This is a genomic window from Curtobacterium sp. PhB128, assembly GCF_004340725.1.
Classification (GTDB): Bacteria; Actinomycetota; Actinomycetes; order Actinomycetales; family Microbacteriaceae; genus Curtobacterium.
On the sequence record NZ_SLUR01000006.1, the window covers coordinates 211,551 to 235,090 of the forward strand.

32 protein-coding genes are annotated in these 23,540 nt (G+C 71.2%); 12 read left to right on the plus strand and 20 right to left on the minus strand.

Annotation, left to right across the window (positions count from 1 at the left end):
- Positions 1 to 140: 140 nt before the first annotated feature.
- The 4 genes from EDF23_RS12410 to EDF23_RS19260 are packed head-to-tail and all read right to left on the minus strand — an operon-like array spanning position 141 to position 1,821.
- Positions 141 to 449, minus strand: a complete 309-nt coding sequence (locus tag EDF23_RS12410) for a hypothetical protein (RefSeq protein WP_131921794.1) — start codon at positions 447 to 449, stop codon at positions 141 to 143.
- Positions 446 to 1,090, minus strand: coding sequence for a hypothetical protein (locus tag EDF23_RS12415; protein ID WP_131921795.1), 645 nt, complete (start codon positions 1,088 to 1,090; stop codon positions 446 to 448). Before EDF23_RS12415 ends, EDF23_RS12410 begins: the two co-directional genes overlap by 4 nt.
- A complete protein-coding gene (locus tag EDF23_RS12420) occupies positions 1,087 to 1,641 on the minus strand; it encodes an RNA polymerase sigma factor (protein WP_111084365.1) in 555 nt (184 codons plus the stop codon). Before EDF23_RS12420 ends, EDF23_RS12415 begins: the two co-directional genes overlap by 4 nt.
- Positions 1,642 to 1,650: 9 nt before the next feature.
- Positions 1,651 to 1,821, minus strand: coding sequence for a hypothetical protein (locus EDF23_RS19260; RefSeq protein WP_165901117.1), 171 nt, complete (start codon positions 1,819 to 1,821; stop codon positions 1,651 to 1,653).
- Between the two features lie 103 nt (positions 1,822 to 1,924).
- Between EDF23_RS19260 and EDF23_RS12425 the strand changes: the two genes are divergently transcribed.
- Positions 1,925 to 2,572, plus strand: a complete 648-nt coding sequence (locus EDF23_RS12425; RefSeq protein WP_123938558.1) for an MOSC domain-containing protein — start codon at positions 1,925 to 1,927, stop codon at positions 2,570 to 2,572.
- On the opposite strand, the gene EDF23_RS12430 is transcribed toward EDF23_RS12425, so the two are convergent.
- Positions 2,573 to 2,947, minus strand: coding sequence for an MmcQ/YjbR family DNA-binding protein (locus tag EDF23_RS12430; RefSeq protein WP_131921796.1), 375 nt, complete (start codon positions 2,945 to 2,947; stop codon positions 2,573 to 2,575).
- Positions 2,948 to 3,102: 155 nt separating this feature from the next.
- Here EDF23_RS12430 and EDF23_RS12435 point away from each other — a divergent pair, with 155 nt between their 5' ends.
- Positions 3,103 to 3,402, plus strand: a complete 300-nt coding sequence (locus tag EDF23_RS12435; RefSeq protein WP_243648909.1) for an excalibur calcium-binding domain-containing protein — start codon at positions 3,103 to 3,105, stop codon at positions 3,400 to 3,402.
- An 80-nt stretch (positions 3,403 to 3,482) separates the two neighbouring features.
- Here EDF23_RS12435 and epsC read toward each other — a convergent pair whose 3' ends face one another.
- On the minus strand, positions 3,483 to 4,067 hold the full coding sequence (gene epsC, locus EDF23_RS12440) for a serine O-acetyltransferase EpsC (protein WP_235035942.1): 585 nt from the start codon (positions 4,065 to 4,067) through the stop codon (positions 3,483 to 3,485).
- Positions 4,064 to 5,002 carry a cysteine synthase A gene (gene cysK / locus EDF23_RS12445; RefSeq protein WP_123292013.1) on the minus strand — a complete coding sequence of 313 codons (939 nt, stop codon included), beginning with the start codon at positions 5,000 to 5,002 and terminating at the stop codon, positions 4,064 to 4,066. Before cysK ends, epsC begins: the two co-directional genes overlap by 4 nt.
- Before the next feature lie 166 nt (positions 5,003 to 5,168).
- On the opposite strand from cysK, the gene EDF23_RS12450 reads away from it, so the two are divergent.
- Positions 5,169 to 5,840 carry a DUF899 family protein gene (locus EDF23_RS12450; RefSeq protein WP_131921798.1) on the plus strand — a complete coding sequence of 224 codons (672 nt, stop codon included), beginning with the start codon at positions 5,169 to 5,171 and terminating at the stop codon, positions 5,838 to 5,840.
- On the opposite strand, the gene EDF23_RS12455 is transcribed toward EDF23_RS12450, so the two are convergent.
- Together EDF23_RS12455 and EDF23_RS12460 are read right to left on the minus strand one after the other, a co-directional pair.
- Positions 5,831 to 6,859, minus strand: coding sequence for a PDDEXK nuclease domain-containing protein (locus tag EDF23_RS12455; protein WP_131921799.1), 1,029 nt, complete (start codon positions 6,857 to 6,859; stop codon positions 5,831 to 5,833). The genes EDF23_RS12450 and EDF23_RS12455 overlap by 10 nt on opposite strands.
- Positions 6,860 to 6,937: 78 nt before the next feature.
- On the minus strand, positions 6,938 to 7,975 hold the full coding sequence (locus EDF23_RS12460; RefSeq protein ID WP_131921800.1) for a dipeptidase: 1,038 nt from the start codon (positions 7,973 to 7,975) through the stop codon (positions 6,938 to 6,940).
- Between the two features lie 44 nt (positions 7,976 to 8,019).
- Here EDF23_RS12460 and EDF23_RS12465 point away from each other — a divergent pair, with 44 nt between their 5' ends.
- Both EDF23_RS12465 and EDF23_RS12470 read left to right on the plus strand, forming a co-directional pair.
- On the plus strand, positions 8,020 to 8,595 hold the full coding sequence (locus tag EDF23_RS12465; RefSeq protein ID WP_131921801.1) for a GNAT family protein: 576 nt from the start codon (positions 8,020 to 8,022) through the stop codon (positions 8,593 to 8,595).
- On the plus strand, positions 8,592 to 9,098 hold the full coding sequence (locus EDF23_RS12470) for an SRPBCC family protein (protein WP_131921802.1): 507 nt from the start codon (positions 8,592 to 8,594) through the stop codon (positions 9,096 to 9,098). The genes EDF23_RS12465 and EDF23_RS12470 overlap by 4 nt, the downstream gene beginning before the upstream one ends.
- Here EDF23_RS12470 and EDF23_RS12475 read toward each other — a convergent pair.
- Genes EDF23_RS12475 through EDF23_RS12500 form a run of 6 tightly spaced genes read right to left on the minus strand, consistent with a single transcriptional unit; the run spans position 9,065 to position 16,227 of the window.
- On the minus strand, positions 9,065 to 9,898 hold the full coding sequence (locus tag EDF23_RS12475) for a MurR/RpiR family transcriptional regulator (protein ID WP_123292009.1): 834 nt from the start codon (positions 9,896 to 9,898) through the stop codon (positions 9,065 to 9,067). The genes EDF23_RS12470 and EDF23_RS12475 overlap by 34 nt on opposite strands.
- Positions 9,895 to 11,154, minus strand: a complete 1,260-nt coding sequence (locus EDF23_RS12480) for an allantoate amidohydrolase (protein WP_131921803.1) — start codon at positions 11,152 to 11,154, stop codon at positions 9,895 to 9,897. Before EDF23_RS12480 ends, EDF23_RS12475 begins: the two co-directional genes overlap by 4 nt.
- Positions 11,151 to 12,383, minus strand: a complete 1,233-nt coding sequence (locus EDF23_RS12485; RefSeq protein ID WP_131921804.1) for an alanine--glyoxylate aminotransferase family protein — start codon at positions 12,381 to 12,383, stop codon at positions 11,151 to 11,153. Before EDF23_RS12485 ends, EDF23_RS12480 begins: the two co-directional genes overlap by 4 nt.
- A gap of 43 nt (positions 12,384 to 12,426) precedes the next feature.
- Positions 12,427 to 13,851, minus strand: a complete 1,425-nt coding sequence (gene allB, locus EDF23_RS12490) for an allantoinase AllB (protein ID WP_131921805.1) — start codon at positions 13,849 to 13,851, stop codon at positions 12,427 to 12,429.
- The gene (locus tag EDF23_RS12495) at positions 13,848 to 14,612 is read right to left on the minus strand and encodes an aspartate/glutamate racemase family protein (RefSeq protein WP_131921806.1); all 765 of its coding nucleotides are present in this window, start codon (positions 14,610 to 14,612) and stop codon (positions 13,848 to 13,850) included. The genes allB and EDF23_RS12495 overlap by 4 nt, the downstream gene beginning before the upstream one ends.
- A 55-nt stretch (positions 14,613 to 14,667) precedes the next feature.
- Positions 14,668 to 16,227: an NCS1 family nucleobase:cation symporter-1 gene (locus EDF23_RS12500; protein ID WP_131921807.1), complete on the minus strand. Its 1,560-nt coding sequence runs from the start codon at positions 16,225 to 16,227 to the stop codon at positions 14,668 to 14,670.
- Positions 16,228 to 16,400: 173 nt separating this feature from the next.
- On the opposite strand from EDF23_RS12500, the gene EDF23_RS12505 reads away from it, so the two are divergent.
- On the plus strand, positions 16,401 to 17,156 hold the full coding sequence (locus tag EDF23_RS12505) for an SGNH/GDSL hydrolase family protein (RefSeq protein ID WP_207895488.1): 756 nt from the start codon (positions 16,401 to 16,403) through the stop codon (positions 17,154 to 17,156).
- Positions 17,157 to 17,273: 117 nt separating this feature from the next.
- Complete coding sequence (locus EDF23_RS12510; protein WP_131921808.1) at positions 17,274 to 17,861, plus strand: VOC family protein; 588 nt, start codon at positions 17,274 to 17,276, stop codon at positions 17,859 to 17,861.
- A gap of 4 nt (positions 17,862 to 17,865) precedes the next feature.
- On the opposite strand, the gene EDF23_RS12515 is transcribed toward EDF23_RS12510, so the two are convergent.
- The 3 genes from EDF23_RS12515 to EDF23_RS12525 all read right to left on the minus strand — a co-directional run bounded on the left by EDF23_RS12515 (position 17,866) and on the right by EDF23_RS12525 (position 20,212).
- Entirely contained in the window at positions 17,866 to 18,369 is a 504-nt protein-coding gene (locus EDF23_RS12515) for a GNAT family N-acetyltransferase (RefSeq protein WP_131921809.1), read from the minus strand.
- Between the two features lie 4 nt (positions 18,370 to 18,373).
- The gene (locus EDF23_RS12520; RefSeq protein ID WP_207895489.1) at positions 18,374 to 19,777 is read right to left on the minus strand and encodes an LLM class flavin-dependent oxidoreductase; all 1,404 of its coding nucleotides are present in this window, start codon (positions 19,775 to 19,777) and stop codon (positions 18,374 to 18,376) included.
- A gap of 66 nt (positions 19,778 to 19,843) precedes the next feature.
- Positions 19,844 to 20,212 (minus strand): VOC family protein, encoded by a 369-nt coding sequence (locus EDF23_RS12525; protein WP_123292001.1) that lies wholly within the window; start codon positions 20,210 to 20,212, stop codon positions 19,844 to 19,846.
- A 61-nt stretch (positions 20,213 to 20,273) separates the two neighbouring features.
- On the opposite strand from EDF23_RS12525, the gene EDF23_RS12530 reads away from it, so the two are divergent.
- The 3 genes from EDF23_RS12530 to EDF23_RS12540 are packed head-to-tail and all read left to right on the plus strand — an operon-like array spanning position 20,274 to position 21,679.
- A complete protein-coding gene (locus EDF23_RS12530; RefSeq protein ID WP_123938545.1) occupies positions 20,274 to 20,756 on the plus strand; it encodes a MarR family transcriptional regulator in 483 nt (160 codons plus the stop codon).
- A 52-nt stretch (positions 20,757 to 20,808) separates the two neighbouring features.
- Positions 20,809 to 21,051, plus strand: a complete 243-nt coding sequence (locus tag EDF23_RS12535) for a hypothetical protein (RefSeq protein ID WP_243648910.1) — start codon at positions 20,809 to 20,811, stop codon at positions 21,049 to 21,051.
- Positions 21,052 to 21,103: 52 nt separating this feature from the next.
- The gene (locus tag EDF23_RS12540; RefSeq protein WP_165901118.1) at positions 21,104 to 21,679 is read left to right on the plus strand and encodes a DUF308 domain-containing protein; all 576 of its coding nucleotides are present in this window, start codon (positions 21,104 to 21,106) and stop codon (positions 21,677 to 21,679) included.
- A gap of 24 nt (positions 21,680 to 21,703) precedes the next feature.
- Here the strand turns inward: EDF23_RS12540 and EDF23_RS12545 are convergent, their stop codons facing one another.
- Entirely contained in the window at positions 21,704 to 22,273 is a 570-nt protein-coding gene (locus tag EDF23_RS12545; RefSeq protein ID WP_131921811.1) for a phosphoglycerate transporter, read from the minus strand.
- 63 nt (positions 22,274 to 22,336) lie between these two features.
- Between EDF23_RS12545 and EDF23_RS12550 the strand changes: the two genes are divergently transcribed.
- Positions 22,337 to 22,768 carry a GNAT family N-acetyltransferase gene (locus EDF23_RS12550; RefSeq protein ID WP_207895490.1) on the plus strand — a complete coding sequence of 144 codons (432 nt, stop codon included), beginning with the start codon at positions 22,337 to 22,339 and terminating at the stop codon, positions 22,766 to 22,768.
- 16 nt (positions 22,769 to 22,784) lie between these two features.
- A complete protein-coding gene (locus tag EDF23_RS19265) occupies positions 22,785 to 22,937 on the plus strand; it encodes a hypothetical protein (protein WP_165901119.1) in 153 nt (50 codons plus the stop codon).
- A gap of 8 nt (positions 22,938 to 22,945) precedes the next feature.
- Here the strand turns inward: EDF23_RS19265 and EDF23_RS12555 are convergent, their stop codons facing one another.
- Complete coding sequence (locus tag EDF23_RS12555; protein ID WP_131921812.1) at positions 22,946 to 23,413, minus strand: GNAT family N-acetyltransferase; 468 nt, start codon at positions 23,411 to 23,413, stop codon at positions 22,946 to 22,948.
- Between the last annotated feature and the right edge of the window lie 127 nt (positions 23,414 to 23,540).

A 23,540-nucleotide genomic window follows, 5' to 3' on the forward strand; every position in this document is an offset into this window, starting at 1 on the left:
GCCCGTGGCGGTGCCGCCACGGGCCTCCCGTCCGCCGTCGCCGAAGCGACAGAATCCCGCGAACTGTTCACGGGATTCTGTCGCTTCAGCGGGACGGTCCGTGCACGGTGACGGGACTGTGTCGCGTTGACGAGCCGGGTTCACCCCACCCGCGCGACCCGCACGTCGACCCGCGCGAGCGCCAGGCCGTGCGCCGACGCCGTCGACAGGGCGACGTCGTGCACGGCGCGGGCGACCTCGGGCGCGGGACGGTGTCCGTCGGTGCCGATGACGACCCGCAAGACGCCGTCGTCGACCACGATGCGTGCGGGGGTCGTGCTGGACGCCATGCCGCGGACGGCACTGACCGTGCTGGCCACGGTCGGGCGGGCACGGTAGAGGTCGGCGACGCCGGGCACGTCGACCACGGCCTGTTCGACCACGGCGAGGGTGTCGTCGGTGGTGCTCATCGGGTCCCCTCGGTGTCGATCTCGGTGCCGGTGTCGGTGTGCGGGTCGTCGGCGTCGGCGTCAGGCTGCGGTTCGAGCAGGTCGCGGACCACCACGTCGATCGACTCGACGACCAGGTCGGTCTGCTCGGCCAGCGCCTGGGCGACCCCGGTGCGGACCAGGTCCGCCGTCGCGACGATCGACGGACCCGACATGATCGCGACCTCGACGACCACGCGGATCGGTGCGGCGAGTTCGGTGACGTCGCCCTCGAGCCGGCACCGGGCGACGAGGACGCCGGGAACACCGTCGCCGGTCCGGCGGATGAGCGATCGGATGGCTCCCTCGGTCATCACCGGGCGCTCCGACTCGGACTGCGCGCGGAGCGGGACGTCCCGTCCGGAGCGGGACTCCAACGAGATGTTGGCGAGCACGCCGCCGATCCACGACTCGTCGGCCGGGGCTTCGTCGCGGGCGGCGGCCTCGAGGGAGCCGAGCGACGCGTGCCGCACGCGCAGGATCGCCGCGAGGGCGTTCTGGCACGCGGGTGAGCCGTCGATGGTGGGGTCCGGCGGCTGCATGCCGGCGTCCAGGTAGTCGGCGAGCTCGTCGATGGAGTGGCCGTCGAGGTCGTCGAGTTCGAGTGCGTCGAGGTCGCTCATCGCCATCCCTCCATGAGTCGGATCATGTTCTTCCTCGCTCGGGACAGGAGTCCGCGGACCGTCGAGGGAGGCAGGTCGAGTTCTGCGGCGATGTCGTCGTAGCTGTACTCGAGCACCTCCTTCATGATCCAGCAGCGTCGTTGGGCTTCGGGCAGTTCAGCGAGCGCCGTCTCCGCCGCTTCCTCGCGCGAGCGGGCCTCGGCGACCCGGTCGGGAGCGTCGTCGGCGGGTGCGGCGACCTCGAGTTCGGTGACGTCGTCGTGGAACCGGCGGGCCCGGATGCGGTCCAGGCACTTCCGGCTGAGGATCCGCATCAGCCAGGACTTCACCTTGGCGTGGTCCTCGAGCCGGTCAAGGCGGTCCCACGCGGTGATGAAGGTCTCCTGCACGACGTCGTCGAGTTCGTCGGTCGATCCCAGGGTCCGACGGGCGTAGGCGCGCAGGAGCGGCGTGTAGCGGCGGATCAGGACCTCGAAGGCCCGGACGTCGCCATCGGACGACCGGCCGGCGAGGACCGCGTCGTCGAGCTCGGCGAGGGACTGGTGGTGCACGCTTTCCTTCTACTGGTGGTGGATGGTGTTCCGCTGGACGCGCTTGCGGACGGGGACGACCCGCAGCGGGCCGACCGGTCGGGAGCTGAGCGAACGGATCCGGGCCTGCACCAACCCGTGCGTCGGTGCGTGCCTGCCATGTGAGGTCAGGCGGACGGCAACGATGTCGTCGTCGAGCATGGGAACTCCTCGGTCGGACCACCGGGCATGGTCCCTCACCGGTGTGACGCACCGAACCGGCGGATCGTCACACTTCTCGTCACACTTCCGCCAGAGTGGAGACATGTCGCTCGTCACCGCCGTCTGCCGCGTCGACCGCCTGCTGCCCGACTCCGGCACGATCGGCGTCACCGCCATCGACAAGCGTCCGGTCGACGGCAAGGTCCGGGTCCGACCGCTCGGGCTGTACGCCGACGTCCAGGCCGACCGGAAGCACCACGGCGGCGAGGACCAGGCCGTGTACGCCTACGCCGACGAGGACGCCGCGTACTTCGCCGCGTCGCTGGAGCGCGAGATCCCGCCGGGCCTGTTCGGCGAGAACCTGCGGACCACGGGTGTCGACGTCACCGGGGCCGTGACGGGCGAGCGGTGGCGCATCGGCGAGACGCTGGAGCTCGAGGTGACGATCCCGCGGATCCCGTGCGGCACGTTCGCGCGCCGGATGGGCGTCGACAAGTGGGTCCGGCGGTTCACCGAGGAAGGCCGTCCGGGCGCGTACCTGCGGGTCGTGAAGTCCGGCCCGGTGGCAGCAGGTGACCCGGTCGTCGTGACGTACCGGCCGGAGCACGGCGTGACGATCGGCGAGGTCTTCGCGGGGCTGACCCCCGAGCGTGCCCGTGCCGTGCTCGAGTCCGGGGAGCGTCTCGCGCCGAAGGTCGTCCGCGACGTCTCGAAGGTGCTCGCCCGGTCCTCGGCAGCCGCCAGCTCCTGATCAGTCGCCACGCGTCGGGTCGAGGGGCCGCTTCGCTCGGGGCAACCCGGCGACGACCAGGTCGTAGGCGTTCGCGACGAGGTCCTCGACCAGGGTCTCGTCGATGCCGTCACCGGGAGCGAGCGTGATCCAGTGCCGCTTGTTCATGTGCCACCCCGGTGTGATCTCGGCGTGGTCGCGGACGAGTGATGCCCCGTGCGGTGGCGCGCACTTCAGGTTGACGATCGGCACACCACGGAGCTCGCTCGTCATGACGAACATCTTGTCGACGACCTTGTAGACCAGGGCGCCCTCGCCGAAGGGCTCGGTCTCGAACACCGCGGGCAGGCCCATCGCGGTGCGACTCGCGATCTCGTGCAACTGCGCGCCGTCCATGCACCCAGCATGCCCCAGACGCCCGACACCGCGGCTCGCGGACCGGACCTGTTCGGGGGCATGTCATGAGCGTCGTTCACATCGTAGGATCAGGTCGCCGCGTACCCGACGCGGCGGTCGCTCCGGCGATCACCCACTCGTTCCAGGGGGAACCCGTGCGCATCATCCGTACCCTCGGCATCGCCGCCGCCACCGCAGTCCTCGCCACCACCGTCGTCGTCGGTGGGGCCTCCACCGCGCAGGCCGCCCCGAAGACCTACGCCAACTGCACCGCGGTGCACAAGGTGTACTCGGGCGGCATCGCGAAGAAGTCCGTCACGAAGAACAAGGTCACCTCGAAGGGCACGGTGACCTACCGCGCTCTCAAGGGGACGGTGAAGAAGGACGACGCCCTGTACAAGGCGAACAAGAAGATGGACGCCGACGCCGACGGCATCGCCTGCGAGAAGAGCTGAGGCGCTGACGCGCCGAAGCGCTGACGCGCTGACGCACCGAACCGCTGGCCCTCGGACGCCCCGTCGATGCGGCGGGGCGTTCAGAGCGTCGGGACGCCCTCGTGCCCGGACCGCGGGCGGGCGGTCCCGGCGACCCCGGTGACGACCGACCCCGCGGGGACGTCCTTCGTCACCACGGTGTTCGCACCCACGACGGAGTCCTGCCCGATGCTGATCGCCCCGATCAGGGACGATCCCGCGCCGAGCACGACGCGGTCGCCGACGACCGGATGCCGGCGGGCTCCTGGGCCGTGGTCGCCACCGCGCCCGCCCAGGGTCACCCCGTGGAACAGCACGACGTCGTCTCCGATCACCGCGGTCTCCCCGATCACGACGCCCATGCCGTGATCGATGAAGAACCGTCGGCCGATGCGGGCGCCAGGGTGGATCTCGATGCCCGTCACCGACCGTGCTGCCTGGCCGATGACCCGTGCGACGAACCGCGATCCGGGCAGGCCCCTGGCGAGCCAGAGCCGGTGCGTCACGCGGTAGGTCCAGATGGCGTGCAGCCCGGAGTAGACGATCGCGTTCTCGAGGTCACCACGGGCGGCGGGGTCGCCGCGGCGTGCTGCGGCCAGGTCCTCCCGGACCGTCCGCAGCACGCCTCGTCGGACGGGACGACTCACGCAGTGAGTCCCTCGAAGAGCACCGTCGACAGGTAGCGCTCCCCGGTGTCGCAGACGATCGCGACGACGCGCTTGCCGGCGTTCTCGGGTCGCGCTGCGATCTCGAGCGCGGCGTGGATGATCGCGCCGGACGAGATGCCGGCGAGGATGCCCTCGTCGGTCGCGAGCGCCCGCGCCACACGCAGGGCGTCGTCGAGCTCGACGTCGAACACCTCGTCGATGACGGACTGGTCGAGGACCTCGGGGATGAAGTTCGCACCGATGCCCGCGATCTTGTGCGGTCCGGCCTTGCCCTCGGTCAGCAGCGGGGAGTCCTTCGGCTCGACCGCGACGATCTGCACGCCGGGCACGCGCTCCTTGAGCACCTGGCCGACACCCGTGATCGTGCCACCGGTCCCGACGCCGGCGACGAACACGTCGACGTGCTCCTCGGTGTCGCGCAGGATCTCCTCAGCGGTGGTCTTCCGGTGGATCGCGGCGTTCGCAGCGGTCTCGAACTGGTGGGCGAGGATCGCGCCGGGCGTCTCGTCGACGATCGCGGCGGCGCGTTCGACCGCGCCCTTCATGCCCTCGGGACCGGGGGTGAGCACGATCTCGGCGCCGTAGGCGCGCATCACCGCACGACGCTCGACGCTCATCGTCTCCGGCATCGTGATGATCACCTTGTACCCGCGGGCCGCACCGACGAGCGCGAGGGCGATGCCGGTGTTGCCCGACGACCCCTCGACGATGGTGCCGCCCGGCTGCAGGTCGCCGGACTGCTCGGCCGCGTCGATGATCGCGACGCCGAGGCGGTCCTTCACGCTGGCGCCGGGGTTGTAGAACTCGAGCTTGGCCAGCACCTCGGCGCCGCCCGCCTTCGGCAGCCGGTTCAGCTTGACGAGCGGGGTGTTGCCGAACGCCTGGGAGATGTTGTCGTAGATCGTGCCGCTCATCCGGTCCGTCCTCATCGGGTCAGGTCGCGCATCGCTCTTCCTGGAGGCGCGGTGTGCGCCCGATCCTAGCGACCGGACCCCAGGCGCTCCTGTCCACGACATCGGGCCCCCGTTGCCGTGTGGCCCACCTGGGCGTACGGTGCCGGGCAACGACGAGGAGGTCGCCATGTCCAAGCTGCAGCAACCCGAGGTCGCACCGCCCGTGGTCGACCGTGCCGCGTTCGACGAGGCACTCGCCACCCAGGTCCGCGACGAGAAGGAACTCACCCGGCACGGCGACCGCGTGTCCGCCGCCCGCCGACGACTCCCGATGGTCGAGGTGGAGGACTACGAGTTCCAGGGCGCCGACGGCCCGGTCCGGCTCTCCGAGCTGTTCGACGGCCGCTACCTGCTCCTCGTGCAGAACGTGATGTTCGCGCCCGACTGGGACGACGGCTGCCCGAGCTGCACCTGGGCCGTGGACAACCTGCCGGCGAACACGGGCCGGCTCGACGACGAGGGCATCGCGTTCGCCATGGTCTCGCAGGCTCGGATCGAGAAGCTCGAGCGCTGGCGAGAGCTGCACGGCTGGCCGCACCGGTGGGTGTCGTCGGGTGCCACGAGCTACCACGACGACTGGGGGTGGACCCTGCACCACGACGACTACGACGGTCCGGTGCCGGGCTACTCGTACTACCTGCTGCGCGACGGCGTGCCCTACCTGACGTACGCCACCGGATCGCGTGGGACCGAGGCGATCCTGCCCGTCGCGCACATCATGGACCGCACCGCGTACGGCCGCCAGCAGGACTGGGAGGACAGCCCCGAGGGCTGGCCGCAGTACCCCACCTACGGTTGAGCGTCCTCCGCTGGCCGCAGCGCCCGCCGGAGTTGCGCCTCCGAAGGCAGCGCTCGCTGGATCTCCGCAGGCAGGAACTCGTACGACGAGACGCCGACAGGCGCGCTCGACGTACCGAGCGAGTAGCGGACGACCGCGTCGTTCTTGCCTGCGACCAGCAACAGACCGACCGTCGCAGCGTGAGTGTCGCGACGCAGTCTGTCGTCGACGAGGGCGACGTAGAACGAGAGCTGCCCGATGTTGTCCGGCCGGAACTCTCCGGTCTTGAGTTCCACGACGACGTACCGGAGCTGCTCGACGTGGAAGAAGAGGAGATCGACGAAGAAGTCGTTGCCGTCGACGTCGAAGTGCACCTGTCGCCCGACGAATGCGAACCCGGTACCGAACTCGCGGAGGGTCTCCTCGATCCGCTGCACCAGTGCGCGCTCGAGCTTTCGCTCGTCGAGGTCGCCGTCGACGGCGAGGAAGTCGAGCACGTACGGGTCCCGGGTCATCTGCCGAGCCAGATCGGCACCGTCTTCGTCCAGGAGACGACTGAAGTTCGTTGGCGGAGTCCCGCTGCGCTCCAGGACACGGGTTCGCAGGTTGTGCACGAGCGCGCTGCGCGACCAGCTGCCCTGAACTGCAGCTACTGCGTACCGAGCCCGGCGATCAGGCTCCGGCACTGGGAGCAGAGCACGGATGTGCCCCCACGGCAATTGGTCCACAAGCTGTGGACCAATTGATGCTTCCTCAGGCCAGGCCGCCGCGAACTGCCGCATGTACTTGAGGTTCGTCGCCGAGAGCCCCTTCATCGACGGGAACTCGCTTCGCAGATCGTCGGCGAGCCGGTTCAGGACACCGCTCCCCCACTGCCCGCTCTTCGACCGCTCGAGCAGGACCGTGCCGATCGACCAGTACAGGTGCACCAGTTGCGCGTTCGCTGCCAGCTGCACGCGATGCCGCGTCGCGGTCACCTGTTCGCGGATCACTCGAAACGTGTGTTCGTACTCGGCCGGGAGCGTCGATCCATCAGTCATCCGCCGATCGTGGGGGCTGCTGGCACGCGCCGTCCACGAATCGGTATGGACGTCACGTGTGAGGGCACATGGCCAGGGTCAGCGCACGAACGCCGTCCGCGCGAACCGCTCGTCGGTCGCTTCGAGCACCCGCAGCACGTTGCCCCCGGCGAGCGCCCGCAGGTCGTCCGCTCCCCACCCGCGCCGCTGCAGCTCGGAGGCGAGCACCGGGTACCGGGACACGTCGCGCAGGTCCGGCGGCAGCACCGGGGTGCCGTCGTAGTCCCCGCCGAGGCCGATGTGTGCTGCGCCGGCGAGGTCGCGGGCGTGCTCGACGTGGTCCGCGACGTCCGACACCGTCACGAGCGGCGGCTCCCCCACCGAGCCGGCGTCCTCCCAGTCCGCCCAGTCGCGGGAGACGAACTTCGGCACGAACGTGATCATCACGATGCCGCCGTTGTCCGACAACCGGGCGAGCACGTCGTCCGGCACGTTGCGCGGGTGGTCGTCGACGGCGACGGTGGACGAGTGGCTGAAGACGACGGGCTGCGTGGCGACGTCGAGGGTGTCCCGCATGGTCGCCGGTGCGGTGTGGGACAGGTCGACGAGCATGCCGATCCGCTCCATCTCGGCCACCACCTGGCGGCCGCGGTCGGTCAGCCCGCCGTGCGGACGCGAGCCCGTCGCCGAGTCGGCCCAGGGGGTGTCGTCGTTGTGCGTGAGCGTCATGTAGCGCACGCCGAGTCGGGCGAAGTCGCGGAGCACCGCCAGGTCGTCGCCGATGGAGTGCCCGCCCTCGGCGCCGAGCAGCGACGCGATCCGGCCGGACTCGACCGCCGCCCGGACCTCGGCCGCCGTCCGGGCCAGTGCGAGCGACTCCGGGTACCGCTCGATGATCCGCTGCGCCAGGTCGATCTGCTGCAGCGTCGTCCGCACCGGGTCCGGTTCGTCGACGGGCACGAAGACCGACCAGAACTGGCCGACGACCCCACCGGCGCGGAGCTTCGGCAGGTCGGTGTGCAGCGAGTCGACCTCGGTGTCGATGCCCTCGACCCCGGAGTCGTGGGTCTCGCGGCGCTCCCACGGCAGGTCGTTGTGGCCGTCGATGACCGGGAACGGGATCGCGTCGAACGTCATGCCCCCGACGCTACCGCGCACGTCCCCGTGGCTAGGCTCGGTGCGTGGACCCCGTCACCCTCCGGACCGATCGCCTGGTGCTCTCCGTGCCGGTGCCCGCCGATGCGGAGGACGTCATCGCCTACGCGAACGATCCCGACGTCGTCGCCTACACACCGGTACCGGTGCCGTACGGCCACGCCGAGGCGCACCACTGGATCACCGACGTCGTGCGCGCTGGCTGGTCCACGGACTCCCGCTACGAGTTCGGCATCCGGCGGGCCGACGACCTCCGACTCCTCGGGACGATCGGGCTGTTCGGGTTCGTCGACGGCGCGGCCGAGGTCGGCTACGCCGTGCACCCGGACGGTCGCGGCCACGGCTTCGTGACCGAGGCCGCAGCCGCCGTCCTGGCGTGGGCGTTCGCGCCGTCGCCCGACGGGCTCGCGCTCGTCCGCGTGCAGTGGAGGGCGATCGCGGCGAACGCCCCGTCTGCGGCGATCGCGCAGCGGCTCGGGCTCCGCTACGAGGGACGGCTCCGGTCCGGCGTGTTCCACCGCGGACGACGCCACGACCAGCTCATCGCGGCTGCTCTGCACGATGACGACCGCTCGACGCCGACGGTCTGGCCAGCCTCGTGACGGTGACGTTCCGCGTGGTGACCGAGCTCGCGGCACCGCCCGAGCGTGCGTTCGCGCTGTCGCTCGACATCGGCGCGCACGAGCGGTCGATGGCTGCGACCGACGAACGCGCCGTCGCCGGCACGACGTCCGGCACGATCGGCCTGGGCGAGTCCGTCACCTGGCGCGCGCGGCACTTCGGGATCGTCTGGCGGATGACGAGTGAGATCACCAGCCTGGAGGCTCCGCACCGGTTCGTCGACGAACAGGTGCGTGGGCCGTTCGCCCGCTTCCACCACGAGCACCGGTTCGAGCCGTCGGCCGGCGGCACGCGCATGGTCGACACCATCACGTTCCGCGCACCGTTCGGCCCGCTCGGTCGTCTGGCCGAGGTCGTCGCCCTCGAGCGCTACCTGCCGCGGCTCATCCGTGAGCGCAACGCGTCGCTCGCCACCGAGCTGCACGCCGACGGCCCCGACAGCCCCGACGGTCAGGGCGCTGCGAGCTCCCCCAGCGCGTCGTAGGCACTCGCCACCGCGTCGACCCGCGCGCGGCCGGCCGGTCCCGAGGCTTCGTACACGTCGTTCGCGATGGCCGCGACGACCGCGAACAAGGCCGCCATCGAGTCGAACGCCGCCGGTGAGTCGACCGGGCACAGGATCGCGGTGTTCGCCGGTGCCGCGATGACGGCTGCGGTCGGATCGCCCAGCACGACGACGTCGGCGCCGGTCGACACGCAGTGCCGCACGATCCGGTCGACCCCGGCAGTGTGCCGACGCACGGTCACCAGGACGACGAGGTCACGGCGGTCGAGGTCGGCGACCTCTTCGCCGAGCCGCTGCCCCGGTGCCGGACCGACCCGGACGTCGGAGCGGACCTGGGCGAGCTGCGCGCGGAGCTGCAGCGCCACCGGGTAGGCGCCGCGCTCCCCGAACACGAGCACGCGATGAGCGCGGACGATGCGGCGAGCGAGTCGCGGACGATCGGCACGGGCCAGCGAGGCGAAGGCCGCGTCGAGGTTGCGGGCCTCGACGGCGCGCTGGTCGACGTGGGCGGCGTCTTCCGCAACCCACGGCAGGCCGGAGCCGCGTGCGGACATCAGGTTCTGCCGGACCTCGGCCGCGTCCTGGAACCCGAGCGACCGGACGAGCCGGGACACCGTGGCCTTCGACGTGCCCGACTCGGCGGCGAGTTCGGCCGAGGTCCCGACGAGCAGGAGTTCCGGGTCGTGCCGGACCATCGCGGCGACACGTCGTTCGGCGGGCGAGAGCTGCTCCCAGACGGAGTCGATGCGGGCGCGGACGTCCGGTCCGGCGGTGCTCATGCCCGGGCCACCCGCTCCACCGCGACGGCGAGCGCGTCGAGCCCGAGCGCGATGTCGGGCGTCGAGACGAACTCGTCCGGGTGGTGGCTGATGCCGTCCGGGTTGCGCAGGAACAGCATCGCGACGTCGGTGACGAGCCCGAGCGACATGGCGTCGTGTCCGGCCCGCGAGAACAGCTCCATCGGCGCGGCCTCACCCGTCGACTCGATGCCGGCGCGGACGGCGTCCATCAGCCGCGGCGCGCAGAACACCGCCGGCGCGCGGTGCACCTCGGTCGGCGTGACGCTGACCCCGCGTCGTTCCCCGATCAGCGAGAACGCCTTCGTGAGCTCGTCCCACACCGCGTCGCGGCCGTCGTCGAACTCGCCGCGCAGGTCCACCGAGAACCGTGCGAGGCCGGGGACCACGTTCACCGCGCCCGGTTCGACGGTCATCGTGCCGACGGTGCCGACGTGGTGCGACGCCCGGCAGATCCGCTCGACGGCCAAGGCGGCCTCGGCCGCGGCGAGCAGCGCGTCGTGGCGGCGCTCGTAGGGGGTGCCGCCCGCGTGCCGGGCCTCGCCCACGGCCTCGACCGAGAACCGTCGGGCGCTCGCGATGCTCGTGACGACGCCGAGCGCCTGACCGGCCTGCTCGAGGTACGGGCCCTGTTCGATGTGCGCCTCGAGGTAGCCGGCGAGCGTCGTCGGGTCTGCCGCCGCGTCACCCACCCGGGCCGGGTCGAGCCCGAACCGGCTGAACGCCTCGCGCAGGGTGACGCCGTCGCCGTCCGCCAGGTCCCACCAGGACTCGTCCCACACCCCGGCGACGGCGGACGACCCGAGGAGCGCCTTGCCGAAGCGGGTCCCCTCTTCGTCGGAGAACGCGATGACCTCGAGCGCGACGGGCAGCGGTCCCGCGGCCGTCAGTCGCGCAGCGGTGCGGATGGCCATCAGGACCCCGACGATCCCGTCGTAGCGGCCGGCGTCCACCACGGTGTCGAGGTGCGAGCCGAGCAGTAGCACGGGGGCGTCTGGGGCCGCACCGTCGACCCGTCCGTGCAGGTTGCCGGCGGCGTCCTGCCAGGTGGTGAGTCCGGCGTCCTGCATCCACCCGGCGACGATCCCGTTGACGCGGGCGTGCTCGGGCGACAGGTACACGCGGGTGATCCGGCCGGTCTCCTCGGTGACCAGGGCGAGCTCGTCGCACCAGCGCGCCACGAGCTCGGCGTCGGCGGTGCCCAGGGCGGTGGCGGTCACGACCGGGGCCGCGCTCACGCCAGCACCCCGACCGGCGCACCGGCGAAGACGTCGAGGGCCGCGTCGACCCCACCGCCGTGCGGGACGGCGTGCCCCGCCCGGCGGAGCGCGTGCTCGAGGGCGGCGAGGGTCGTCACGACGGTGTCCTTGCGGGCGTTGTAGCCCATGGTGCCGATGCGCCAGACCTTGCCGTGCAGCGGTCCGAACGAGGTGCCGATCTCGATGCCGTGGTCGTCGAGCATCGAACCACGGACCTGGTCGCCGACGACGTCGGACGGGATCTCCACCGCGACGACGTTGTGCATCTTGTGTGCGACGTCACCGAACACGCCGAGCCCGAGCGCCTGGACACCTTGCAGCATCGCGCGGCCCGCGACTTCGTGCCGAGCGATCGCCTGCTCGCGCCCTTCGTCGAGCAGGATGCGGGCGCACTCGTTGGCGGCGTAGAGCATCGACGCGGCCTCGGTGTGGTGGTTCAGCCGCCGCGGACCCCAGTAGTCCAGGATCATCGCGAGGTCGAGGTAGTTCGAGCGGATCGGCTCGTCGGCGACGTCGTCACCGGGTTCGCGGATGCCCGCCTCGACGCTGCGGCGCTCGTCGAGCACGGCGGTCGCACGCGGCGAGACGGTGACCGGCGCGCTGCCGGACGGCCCGCCGAGGCACTTCTGCAGGCCGGCACTGACGGCGTCGATGCCCCAGGCGTCGACCTCGAGCGGGTTGCCGCCGACGGTCGCCGTGGCGTCGGTGTAGAACAGCACGCCGTGCCGCTCGCAGATCGCGCCCAGTTCGTCGAGCGGCTGGTTCATCGTGGTGGAGGTGTCGCCCTGCACGATCGCCAGCACCTTCGGCCGGACACGGACGATGGCGTCCTCGATCGCGGACGGCGTGAACACCTGACCCCACGCGGTCTCGATGGTGTGGACCTCGGCCCCGGCACGGCCGGCGATCTCGGCGAGCAGGTGCCCGAACCGGCCGAACACCGGCACGAGCACGCGGTCACCCGGCACGAGGAGCGACACGAGCACCGCTTCGATCCCGGCGCGCGAGGTGCCGTCGACGAGCACGGTGGCCTCGTTCGTGGTGCCGAACACACCGCGGTAGAGCTCCTGGGTGTCGTTCATGGCGGAGGTCATCCACGGGTCGTACTGCCCGACGAGCGGGGTCGACAGGGCGCGGAGCACACGCGGGTCGGCGGTGATCGGGCCGGGGCCCATGAGGAGGCGGGCTGGCGGGTTCACGGGGTGCATGGTTGGTCCTTCCGTTCCGGTCACGAGCGTACCGGAACGATCGTTACAGACGTGTTTCGGTGACCCGGGCGTCCGCGGTCACGGGAGCCGCGACGAGCTGCCCCTCGACGGCGGTGACGCCCGACGCGGTGGACGCCACCACGCGCCCGCGCAGCCAGGTCTCGGTGACGCGGCCACGGGCCTCCAGGCCGGCGAACGCGGAGACCGGGTTGCGGTGTGCCAGGCCGGCCACGTCGATGACCGCCGTGGCGGACGGGTCGAACACGGCGAAGTGGGCGAGCGCACCGGGGGCGATGACCCCGCGGTCGGGGAAGCCGACGAGTGCTGCCGGACCGGTCGTGAACAGTGGCAACAGCACCTCGAGCGGGACGCCGCGGCGGAGGGCCTCGGTCCAGACGGCCCGGAAGCCGACCTGCAGGCCGGCGATCCCGCCCCAGGCGAGTCCCCAGTCGTCGACCTTGAGGTCGGCGGTCGACGGCGAGTGGTCCGACACGATAATGTCGATCGTGCCGTCGAGCACACCGGCCCACAGGGCGTCGCGGTTCGCGTCGTCACGGATCGGCGGGCAGCACTTGTACTCGGTCGCGCCGTCGGGGATGGACCCCGCTTCGAACGACAGGTAGTGCGGGCAGGTCTCGACCGTGATCCGGACGCCGTCGTCCTTCGCGGCGCGGATCATCGGGATCGCACCGGCGTCGGACAGGTGCAGGATGTGGACCCGGGCGCCGGTGGCCCGTGCGCCGTCGATGACCCGCGCGATGGCGGACCGCTCGGCGTCGACCGGGCGGGTGGCGAGGAAGTCCTCGTAGTGCCCGCCGAGCGCAGCGTGGTCGACCAGGAACTCGGGGTCCTCGGCGTGCACGATGAGCAGGGCGTCGATCCGGGCGACCTCCTCGATCGCGTCGCGCAGTTGGTCGGCGTCGAGGTGCGGGAACTCGTCGACCCCGGACGGCGCGGTGAAGCACTTGAACCCGAAGACGCCCGCGTCGTGCAGTGCGCCGAGCGAGCCGGCGTTGTCGGGGACCGCCCCGCCCCAGAACCCGACGTCGACGGCGACCCGCCCCTCGGCACTCGCGCGCTTCACGGCGAGCGCCTCGACCGTCGTCGTCGCGGGGATCGAGTTGAGCGGCATGTCGATGATGGTCGTGACCCCGCCGAGTGCGGCGGCCCGGGTCGCGGACGCGAACCCCTCCCACTCGGTGCGTCCGGGTTCGTTGACGTGCACGTGGGTGTCGACGAGGCCGGGCAGCAGGACCTGGTCGGCCGGCACGGTGCGGTCGTCGACGGCGGCCACGGGCGCGTCGACCGGCAGGACGGTGTCGACGCGGCCGTCGCGCACGACGACCGCTGCGGGGCGGAAGGCTCCGTCGATCCAGGCGCGGTCTGCGCGCAGGACGAGGTCCGCGACGGTGTCGGTGTCGACGTCGGTGCGGGGCCCGGTGCTGCCGTCGGCCGGGAGGCCCGTCATGCGCCCGCCCCGACCGTCGCGCCCGCCGCCGGCTGGCGTTCGAAGCCCGCCAGCAGACCCGACATCGCCTTCGTCGGCGGGGCGGCGTACTCGCCGTGCTTGCCCGTCGAGAGCCCGAGCCGCACGAGCGACTCGGCGAGCACGGTCGCCGCGGCGACGCCGTCGACGACCGGTGCCCCGATCGCCCGCGAGACCTCGGCGCAGAAGTCCGCCATCCCCGCGCAGCCGAGCACGACCGCGTCGGCTCCGCCGGCGATGACGGCCCGGCACTCCTCGATCACCAGGGCGCGTGCGCCCGAAGCGGGGTCGTCGAGCTCGAGCACCGCGACCTCGCACGCCCGGATCTCGGTGACGAGCGACGCGAAGCCGTAGCGCTCGGCGAGCTCGTGGGCCCGTCCGGTCGTCCGCGCCAGGGTCGTCACGACGCCGAACCGGCGCCCGAGCATCGCCGCTGCGTGGAAGCCCGCCTCGGCGATCCCGATGACCGGCCCGGCGGCGAGCTCCCGCGCGGCGTCGAGGCCCGGGTCACCGAAGCAGGCGACGACGTAGGCGTCCACGCCGTCCTGCTCCCCGAGCGCGATCTGCTCGAGGAGCCCCGGCACCGCGAGCGCCTCTTCGTAGTGGCTCTCGATCGACGCCGGGCCCATCGTGGGGTTCACCGCCTCGACGATGGTGCCCGGGCCGGCGACCGCGGTGGCGGCGACGCCGATCGAGCGGGTCATCGAGGCGGTGGTGTTCGGGTTGACGACGCGGATGCGCATCGGGGTCCTTCCGGTGGTGCGGGCGGTGCGGGTGTCGCTGGTGGTGCGGGGCGTGTCAGGCTCGTCCGACGGCGGCGCCGTCGTCGACCGTCGGGTCGTCCGAGGCGAGCTCCGGCATGCTCGGCCGGACCCGCTCGAGGCCCCAGAAGACCACCAGTCCCAGGCCGCAGCCGATGAACCAGCTGTAGTTGTTCAGCCCCGGCAGGATCCCGAGCGCGGGCGGCAGGACCGCACTGGCGACCGAGACCACCCCGGTGACGACGAGGGTACCGATGGCGTTCGGGTTGAAGCCGCCGCGGTACCAGTACCGGGCTGAGGTGTCCTTCGTGTACATGTCGTCGACGGCGATGCGCTGCTTCCCGACGATGTAGTACCCGGCGATCAGGATGCCGAACAGCGGACCGATGAGGGCGCCGAGCACCCCGAGCGTGTACAGGATTGCCTGGTCGTTGCCGTACCAGTTCCACGGGGTCAGCAGCACGGAGCCGACCGCGGCGATCATGCCGCCGGCTCGCCACGAGATCTTGCGTGGAGCGACGTTCGAGAAGTCGAACGCGGGGCTGATGAAGTTCGCGACGATGTTGATGCCGACCGTCGCCGTGACGAAGGTCAGGCCGCCGAGCAGGATCGCGAACGGGGCGCCGATCGCCTGCACGGTCTCGATCGGGTCGGTGATGAGCTTGCCGAAGACCGGCACGGTCGCACTCGCACACAGCACGGTGAGCAACGAGAAGAACAGGAAGTTGATCGGGAGGCCCCAGAAGTTGCCCCGCTTGACGGCCGCGAAGGACTTGCCGTAGCGCGAGAAGTCACCGAAGTTGAGCATCGGGCCGGAGAAGTAGCTGACCACCAGGGCGACCGCGGAGAGCATGACCGGGATCGACGCGCCGAACGAGAGCGGCTCCCCCACCGACAGCGTGAACGAGATGTTGCCGATGCCGGCCTGGCTGACGAGGTAGATCGCCAGCGCGATCATCACGACGTACACCGCCGGGCCCGCCCAGTCGATGAACTTCTTGATGGCCTCCATGCCCATCCAGAACAGGGCCCCCTGCGCGACCCACAGGATCGCGTACGAGATCCACCCGAGCGCTGACAGCCCCAGGAACGAGTGGTCGAGCAACCCGGCCGAGGCGGGGATGAACTTCAGGAAGATGATGTTGAGCGACTGCGCGGCGAGGAACGTCTGCACGCCGTACCAGGCCATCGCGATCAGCCCGCGGATGATCGCGGGCACGTTCGCCCCGAGCACCCCGAACACCGCACGGTTGATGACCGGGTAGGGCACGCCGGTGCGCTGCGACGGCTTGGCGACGAGGTTGGCGAAGACCTGCACGATCAGGATGCCGACCACCAGGGCGATGAGCACCTGCCAGCTCGCGATGCCCAGTGCGAAGAGCGACCCGGCGGTGACGTAGCCGCCGACCGAGTGCACGTCGGACATCCAGAAGGCGAAGAAGTTGTAGCTCGTCCAGCTCTGCTTGCGCAGCGGGGCGAGGTCCTCGTTCGTGAGCGCCGGGTCGTACCCGGGCTTGACGACACCGGCACCAGCGGGTGCGGCGGTCGTGGTGGGGGCGTGGGGCGCTGCGACGGGTGTCACGAGATCGGTAGCCATGGCGTCCTCCGAGGGAGTGGGGTGGGGAGGCGGTGATCGCCTCCACCACAGAAGTTAGGGAGCCTCTTCGCGCCCGCCGTTTCCCTCGTGTAACGGTCGTGTGTCGTGGTCGCTGTCCTGAAACGCTCGTTCCACACCAGAACGTGCACAGACATGTGCACGATGATGGCCGCATGCCCGACACCATCCGTTACGTCGCGATCGGCGACAGCTTCTCGGAGGGCATCGGCGACGCCGGCGCCGTACCGTTCCCCGGCTGGACCGGTCGACTCGCGAGCGGCATGGCCCGAGTGCACGACGCTGACGTCCGGTACGCCAACCTCGCGGTCCGCGGGCGCCTGCTCGCCGGGGTCCTCGGAGAGCAACTCGACGCTGCACTGGCGCTCGACCCCACCCCGACGCTCATCACCTTCTGCGCCGGCGGCAACGACCTGCTGCGGCCACGGTTCGACGCCCACGCCCTCATCGCACCGCTCGAAGCGGCGGTCGACACGGTCCTGGCCCGCGGGGTCCGGCTGGCACTGCTGAGCCCCGCCGACCCGAGCGCACGGCTCCCCCTCGGACGCCTCATCAACGCGCGCGGCGACGCCTGGGCGGACGCCCTCGCCGACCTCGCCCGGCGGTACGACCTGCCCTTCGTCGACGTGTCCCGTGACCCGCACCTGCGCCGTGCGGAGTTCTGGTCAGAGGACCGGCTGCACATGAACGACACCGGCCACCAGCGCGTCGCGGACCTCGCCCTGCACGCGATCCAGGACGGACCGGCACCGATCGAGCCGGCGTCCGAACAGATCGGTCGCCCCCGACTCTCCGAGGAACTCCGCTACTACCGCGAGCACGTCCTGCCCTGGGTGCAGCGCCGTGTCACCCGGCGGTCCTCGGGCGACGGACGCTCGGCAACGTACCCGGCGTGGACGCCCGTCGATTGATCACGCACGATCGCGGCGGTTCTCCGCACGCGTCCCGCGCTCCGCTTGTCCTCCCCCGCGCGCAGCCGTTCTACTCGGGTGATCCACGTCCGAGCCGAACTCAGGGGAGACGGCACCATGCACACTGCGCCACGCCCATCCGGCACCACCGCGACACGTCCTGCAACCGTCACCACCCCGACGGGCACCCCCAGCACCGCACACGGCATCGACCACATCGGCCTCACCGTGCCCGACATCGACCAGGCCACCGACTTCTTCGTCCTGGGACTCGACGCCGTCCCCCTGTACGACCGGTTCCTCCGGAGCGAACCGCTCCGCGGTGAACCCGACGTCCAGCGGCGCCTCGGCATCCCGAAGACCATGGCCCAGGGGGCACTGCGGATGCTCGCGCTGCCGAACGGGCCGGGACTCGAGCTCTTCGAGTACCACGGCCCCGACCAGCGCCCGGCCGTCCGCGCGAGCGACCTCGGCTGGCAGCACGTGGCGTTCTACGTCGACGACATCGACCACGCGCTGTCGCACATCGAGACGGCGGGCGGCCAGCGGTACGCCGACCCGCGTGACCTCGGCGGCAACGAGGGCGGGTTCGGCAACCGGTTCGTGTACGTCGGAACGCCGTGGGGATCGACGGTCGAGCTGATCACCTACCCGAGTCGGCAGTCGTACGAGGACCACGCCCCGCGACCGAAGTGGCGCGTCTGACGGTTCAGCGCGCCGGGGCCGTCGCGATGTACGTCCGCGTCGGCCCGCCCGTCAGGGCGTGCGGGAACTCGACCCCGTCCGCCCGGAACCCGCCGGCTTCGTAGAGCCGCAGCGCCCGCTCGTTGCCGGCGAGTGCGTGCAGGACCACCGCGGGGTGTCCCGCCGCCGACGCCGCGTCGACCGATGCGGCCAGGAGCGCACGCCCGACACCCCGCGCCTGCACGTCCGGGCGGACGGCGAGCAGCGACAGGTAGGCGGCGTCGGACGGGTCGGTCGACCGTCCGGACCCCGGTGCCGTCACGAGCGCGAAGCCGTCGATCGCACCGGCCGATCCGGCAGCGACGAGCAGTGCGACGCGCGGTACGTCGAACTTCGACGCCGCGCGGGCTCGCACCGCGTCGGATTCCGGAACGCTGTCCCGTGCCGCGACCGCTGCGACCCACAGGTCGACACAGGCCGACACCTCGTCCGGGGCCGCTGGACGCACGGACACGGACGGTTCGATCACCCGGTCAGCCTACGACCGCGCTGCTGCCGATCCTGAACGACGCTCCACGGTGCTCCTCGGGCAGCCGGTCACCGCGGCCGTGCAGCTTGTGCCGCAGCGAACCGGGCTCGTAGCCGGTCGGGTACGCCCCGCGCGCCCGGAGTTCGGGGATGACGAACTCGATGACGTCCTCCCACGTGCCCGGGGTCACCGCGTACGCCAGGTTGAACCCGTCGACGTCGGTGCGTTCCTGGATCTCCTGCAGCCGGTCGGCGATGGTCGCGCCCCCGCCGACGGCGACCGGCCCGAGCCCGCCGATCGCGGTGTGCCGGGCGAGGTCGCGGATCGTCCACGAGCTGCCGTCCTCGCCGGTGGCCGCCGCGATGTTGGCCGCAGCCGACTGGATCGCGTTGGACTCGACATCGCCGAGGGGCTCGTCGAGGTCCCACTGCGACAGGTCGACGCCCATCCAGCCGGAGTTGAGCACCAGCGCACCGAGCTCCGACGCGTACGACAGGTAGTCCTCGTACTTCGCCTGGGCCAGCTCGTCGGTGGCGTCCGTGATAACGGTGAGCAGCGTGTAGACGCGAGCGGCGTAGCGGTCGCGACCAGCTGCCTCCAGGGCGTCACGGACCTTCGCGACGGTCGACGCGAGCTGCTCGACGGTCGGTGCGCCCACGAAGACGGCTTCGGCGTTCTCCGCTGCGAAGCGGATGCCGCGCGGCGACGCGCCCGCCTGGTAGATGACGGGCGAACGCTGCACCGACGGCTCGGACAGGTGGATGCCCGGCACGTCGAAGTGCTTGCCGTGGTGCTCGATCGGGTGCACCTTCGCCGGGTCGGTGAAGACGCCGGACGCGCGGTCGGCGACGACCGCGTCGTCCTCCCACGAGCCCTCCCACAGCTTGTAGAGGACCTCGAGGTACTCGTCGGCCACGTCGTAGCGGTCGTCGTGCGACAGCTGGTCGGTCTGGCCCATGTTCCTTGCGGCGCTCGGCAGGTAGCCGGTGACGACGTTCCAGCCGACGCGCCCCTTGGTCAGGTGGTCGAGCGTGGAGATCCGCCGGGCGAACGGGTACGGGTGCTCGTACGCCGTGCCCGCCGTGATCCCGAAGCCGAGGTGCTCGGTCACCGACGCCATCGCCGACACCAGCAGGATCGGGTCGTTGACCGGCACCTGCGAGCCCGTGCGGAGCGCGGCCTCGTTCGAGTCGCCGTACACGTCGTACGTGCCCAGCACGTCGGCGATGAAGATGCCGTCGAACGCCCCGCCTTCGAGCGTCTTCGCCAGGTCCGTCCAGTACGTCAGGTCGCGGTAGTCCCGCGATCGGTCGCGCGGGTGCCGCCACAGCCCGGAGGACTGGTGGGCGACGCAGTTCATGTCGAACGCGTTGAAGCGGATCTGCCGGGGTTCGCTGCTGCTGGTCACGCCTGGCGACGCTACGTGCGGGGTCTGCGTCCGTCATCCATCGTGACGAAGCGTGACGGCCGCAGCTCAGGCGCGGTCGTGGAGCGTGACCTGGTAGCCGTCCGGGTCGGCGAACGTGAACGTCCGGCCGAACGGGCCGTCGATCGGTGCCGACACGATCGTGTGGCCGTCGGCCACCAGGGCGTCGTGGATGGCCTGCACGTCGGTCGCGTGCAGCCAGATCGCCGCGCCGATGCCCGGCTGCGAGACCGCGTCGAGGTCGGTGCCGGGGACGACGTCCCGCAGCGCGAAGGCGATGGGCGTCGTCTCGAAGACGACGGCGTGTGGCGGGCCGGCCTGGGAGCGGACGAGACCGAGGTACTGCTCGTAGAACGCCTGCGACGCCGCCAGGTCGCGGGTCTGCAGGGAGATGAAGTCGGGGCCGGTGACGGGCATGTGGTGCTCCTTCGGTTGTGTCAGTTTTCTGACACGGCACAACCTATGTCAGACTCCTGACATGAGTCAAGACGGCACCGACAGCAGCGACGTCATCGACCTCGAGACGTCCCTCGGATACCTGCTCAAGGAAGCCGCGAGCGCGCTCCGCGCTGCGATGGAGGCCGTGCTGCGCCCGCTCGGCATGACGATGACGCACTACTCGTGCCTCGAACTCCTGGCACAGCGGCCCGGGCTGTCGAACTCCGAGCTCGCACGCGGCGCCTTCGTCACGCGGCAGTCGATGAACGTGCTGCTGCAGGCCCTGGAACGGGACGGCTTCGTGACGCGGGCCACCGAGGCGCCGGTGGGCAAGGCGCTCCCGACGCGGTTGACGGCGAGCGGGCGGGCGAGCCTCGAGCTCGCGAGCGCGGCTGTCCGCGGCGTCGAGGTCCGGATGCTCGACGGGTTGTCGGGTGAGCAGCAGGTGGCGGCGCGGGGGGCGCTGCGCAGCATGGTGCGCTCACTCCGCCGCACCACCAACGACGAGGCCAGCACGGTCTGAGGACGCGCTACCCTTCGACCGGTATTGATGTATCTCTCGAAGGGAACCGTTCGTGCACGAGGACTTCACCGGCCTGTACCTGTCGAGCCTCTGGCTCAGCGTCGCGATGCTCGCCGGCGGGTACGCCCGGACCCGGAACCGATCGGCGTGGACCTGGTTCCTCCTGACGCTGCTGTTCGGCCCGCTCGCGGTGCTGCTGCTCGTCACGTGGCCAGCGCGTCCGCCACGCCGCATCAACCCCGCGCGGACCGATGCGTCCGTATCGGCACCGGACACGGGCAGTTCCGAGGAGTAGCCCTGACGCAGAAGCGCGCAGGACCAGATCCTCTCAGGGAAGGGCGGACGCCATGGCGCTGCAGGACGACGTCGTCACCGACGTCGGCGGGGATCGACGACTATGGACCGCGCTGCTGATCGTCGGCATCGTGGCGGTCCTCGTCGGTGTCGCCTCACTCGTGCTCCCGCACGCGACGCTGTTCGCGGTCGCGTGGGTGTTCGGCATCTACCTGCTGGTGTCCGGCCTGTCGATGATCGTCCGTGCGTTCGCCCACGGGATCGGCACCGGCCGCCGCATCGGCTTGGTCGTCCTCGGTGCGCTGATCCTCGCCGGGGGCATCGTGGCGCTCGTCGCCCCGCCGGTCGGGGTGCGGTGGATCGCGTTCGTGATCGGCTTCGCCTGGCTGGTCGAGGGCATCACCCTGCTCTACGCCCCGACACCGACGAACCGTGCCCTGACGATCGGCGCCGCGGTGCTCAGCATCGTCATCGGCGTGCTCGTCATCAACCTGCCGTCCATCGGGGCAGCGCTGGCCGTCGTCGCCATCGCGGGCTTCCTGATCCTGTTCGGCATCGTGCAGATCGCCCTCGGGGTCACCGTCGGACGCGCTCACCGGTCCGCCACGACCGCCGGTCGAGCGGCCTGACCACGGCCTCTGTGCGGGGGTTCGTCACCCGTCGAAGACGACGTCGGCAGCGTCCCTCGGGGCGAACTGCGCTTCAAAGTCGCGTTCGTTGGGGATCCACACGTCCTGCCACAGGTCGTCGTGGTCACGTCCGAGCCGGCGGTCGCGGGCCATGCCGCGACGAGCGGCGGTGTGGAGGTCCACGTCGCACCAGACCGCCACGTCGATGTGCGGCATCGCGTCGGGGTGGAAGAGGCCGATGAGGTCGACGACCACGACGTCCGTCGTCGGCAGTGGCTCCGCGGGACCGAGTGCCCGGACCGACCAGTCGAACCGCTGGAACGTGCTCGCTCGCCCCGTCCGGTGCGGTTCGAGGACGGACGACGTCAGACGCTCCCGATCGACACCGTCCCAGTCACCCGACCGCCGGTGGGACCGCTCCGGATCGAGGAAGTCGTCTCCACGGATCCGCACCGCGCCCGGCACCGTCCCGGCCAGACTGCGCGCCAGCGTGGACTTCCCGGAGCCGCAGTACCCCGAGATGCCGACGACGATGGGGTGCCCGGCCGAGGCGCGGCGTGCCGCCACGAGGTCGATGACACCGTCCTGATCCATCGGACCAGGGTACGAGCCGATCACCAGCACGGGATCCACGCCGACGACTCCTAGGCTCGACGGGTGGACGTCACACTGCGGAACAGCATCCCCGAGGACATCGAGTGGCTCGTCGAGCTGCGTGCGCAGGTCCTCCGTGCCGACCTGGAGCGTCTCGGCCGCTTTGACGCGGTCCGGGTCCGCGGGCGGATGCGTGATGCCTTCGCGCCCGAGCACACCCGTGTCGTCGTGGTCGACGGCCGCGATGTCGGCTCGATCGCCACACGGATCGACGACGACACCCGCTGGGTCGAGCACTTCTACCTCGCGCCGGAGGTCCAGGGGCGGGGCGTCGGATCGACAGTGCTCCGGACCGTCCTGGCCGAACCCCACGCGGGTGCGACGCGACTCAACGTCCTGCAGGGCAGCGCCGCGCGCCGGCTCTACGAACGGCACGGTTTCGTCGTCGACACCGAGGGCGACGTCGACGTCTTCATGACGCATCGTCACGTCTGAACGATAGGTTCGCCGCATGAGCCACGTCCTGCGATCCATCGGCCGGGTGGTGCTGACCACGCTGCAGTACCTGGCCGCCGTACTGAGCGCCATCGGTTCCGGCGGTGCCACCGCACCGGCCCAGCCACCTACCCGATCCACGAAGCCGCGAGACGAGTACCGCCCCTGAGCCGGGCGCTACAGCACCTTCGCGTACCAGCGGTCGGAGTACGGGTCGTCGTTGAACGGCGCGACCTGCACGAACCCGAGCCGTTCGTACAGCGCGCAGGCCTCGGCGAGCTCGGCCCGGGTGTCGAGCCGCAGCGACGTGATCCCGCGCGCCCGGCTGACCTCCGCGACGTGCCGCAGGAGTGCCGAACCGACACCGCGACCGCGGCAATCCGGCAGCGTGAAAACCTTCGTCAGCTCACCGACGACACCCACGAAACGCACGCCGGCACACGCGACCACCGCTCCCCCGTCCGAGGCGACGACGAACAGCCCGGAGTCCCCTTGCAGGTCGTCGAAGGGCTCGTCGAGCATCGCGCGGTCGACCTCGGCCGGCGTCGCCGCCCGCCGGTACCACCGCGACGCGACCTCGGTCAGGTAGTCCCGCACGATCGCGTCGGCCCTGCCTGCGCCGGGTCGCTCCGTCTCGAAGATCATCGCGCCCCTCCGACAGGCACACCATTCAAGCCGTTCGGGGCCCGGTCGGTGACCAGCTGCGGACGGGAGGCGCGTGGCGGGCCCGCACCGGGCCTCCTGGCCGTCACGTGGTCGCGATCGCGAGCCG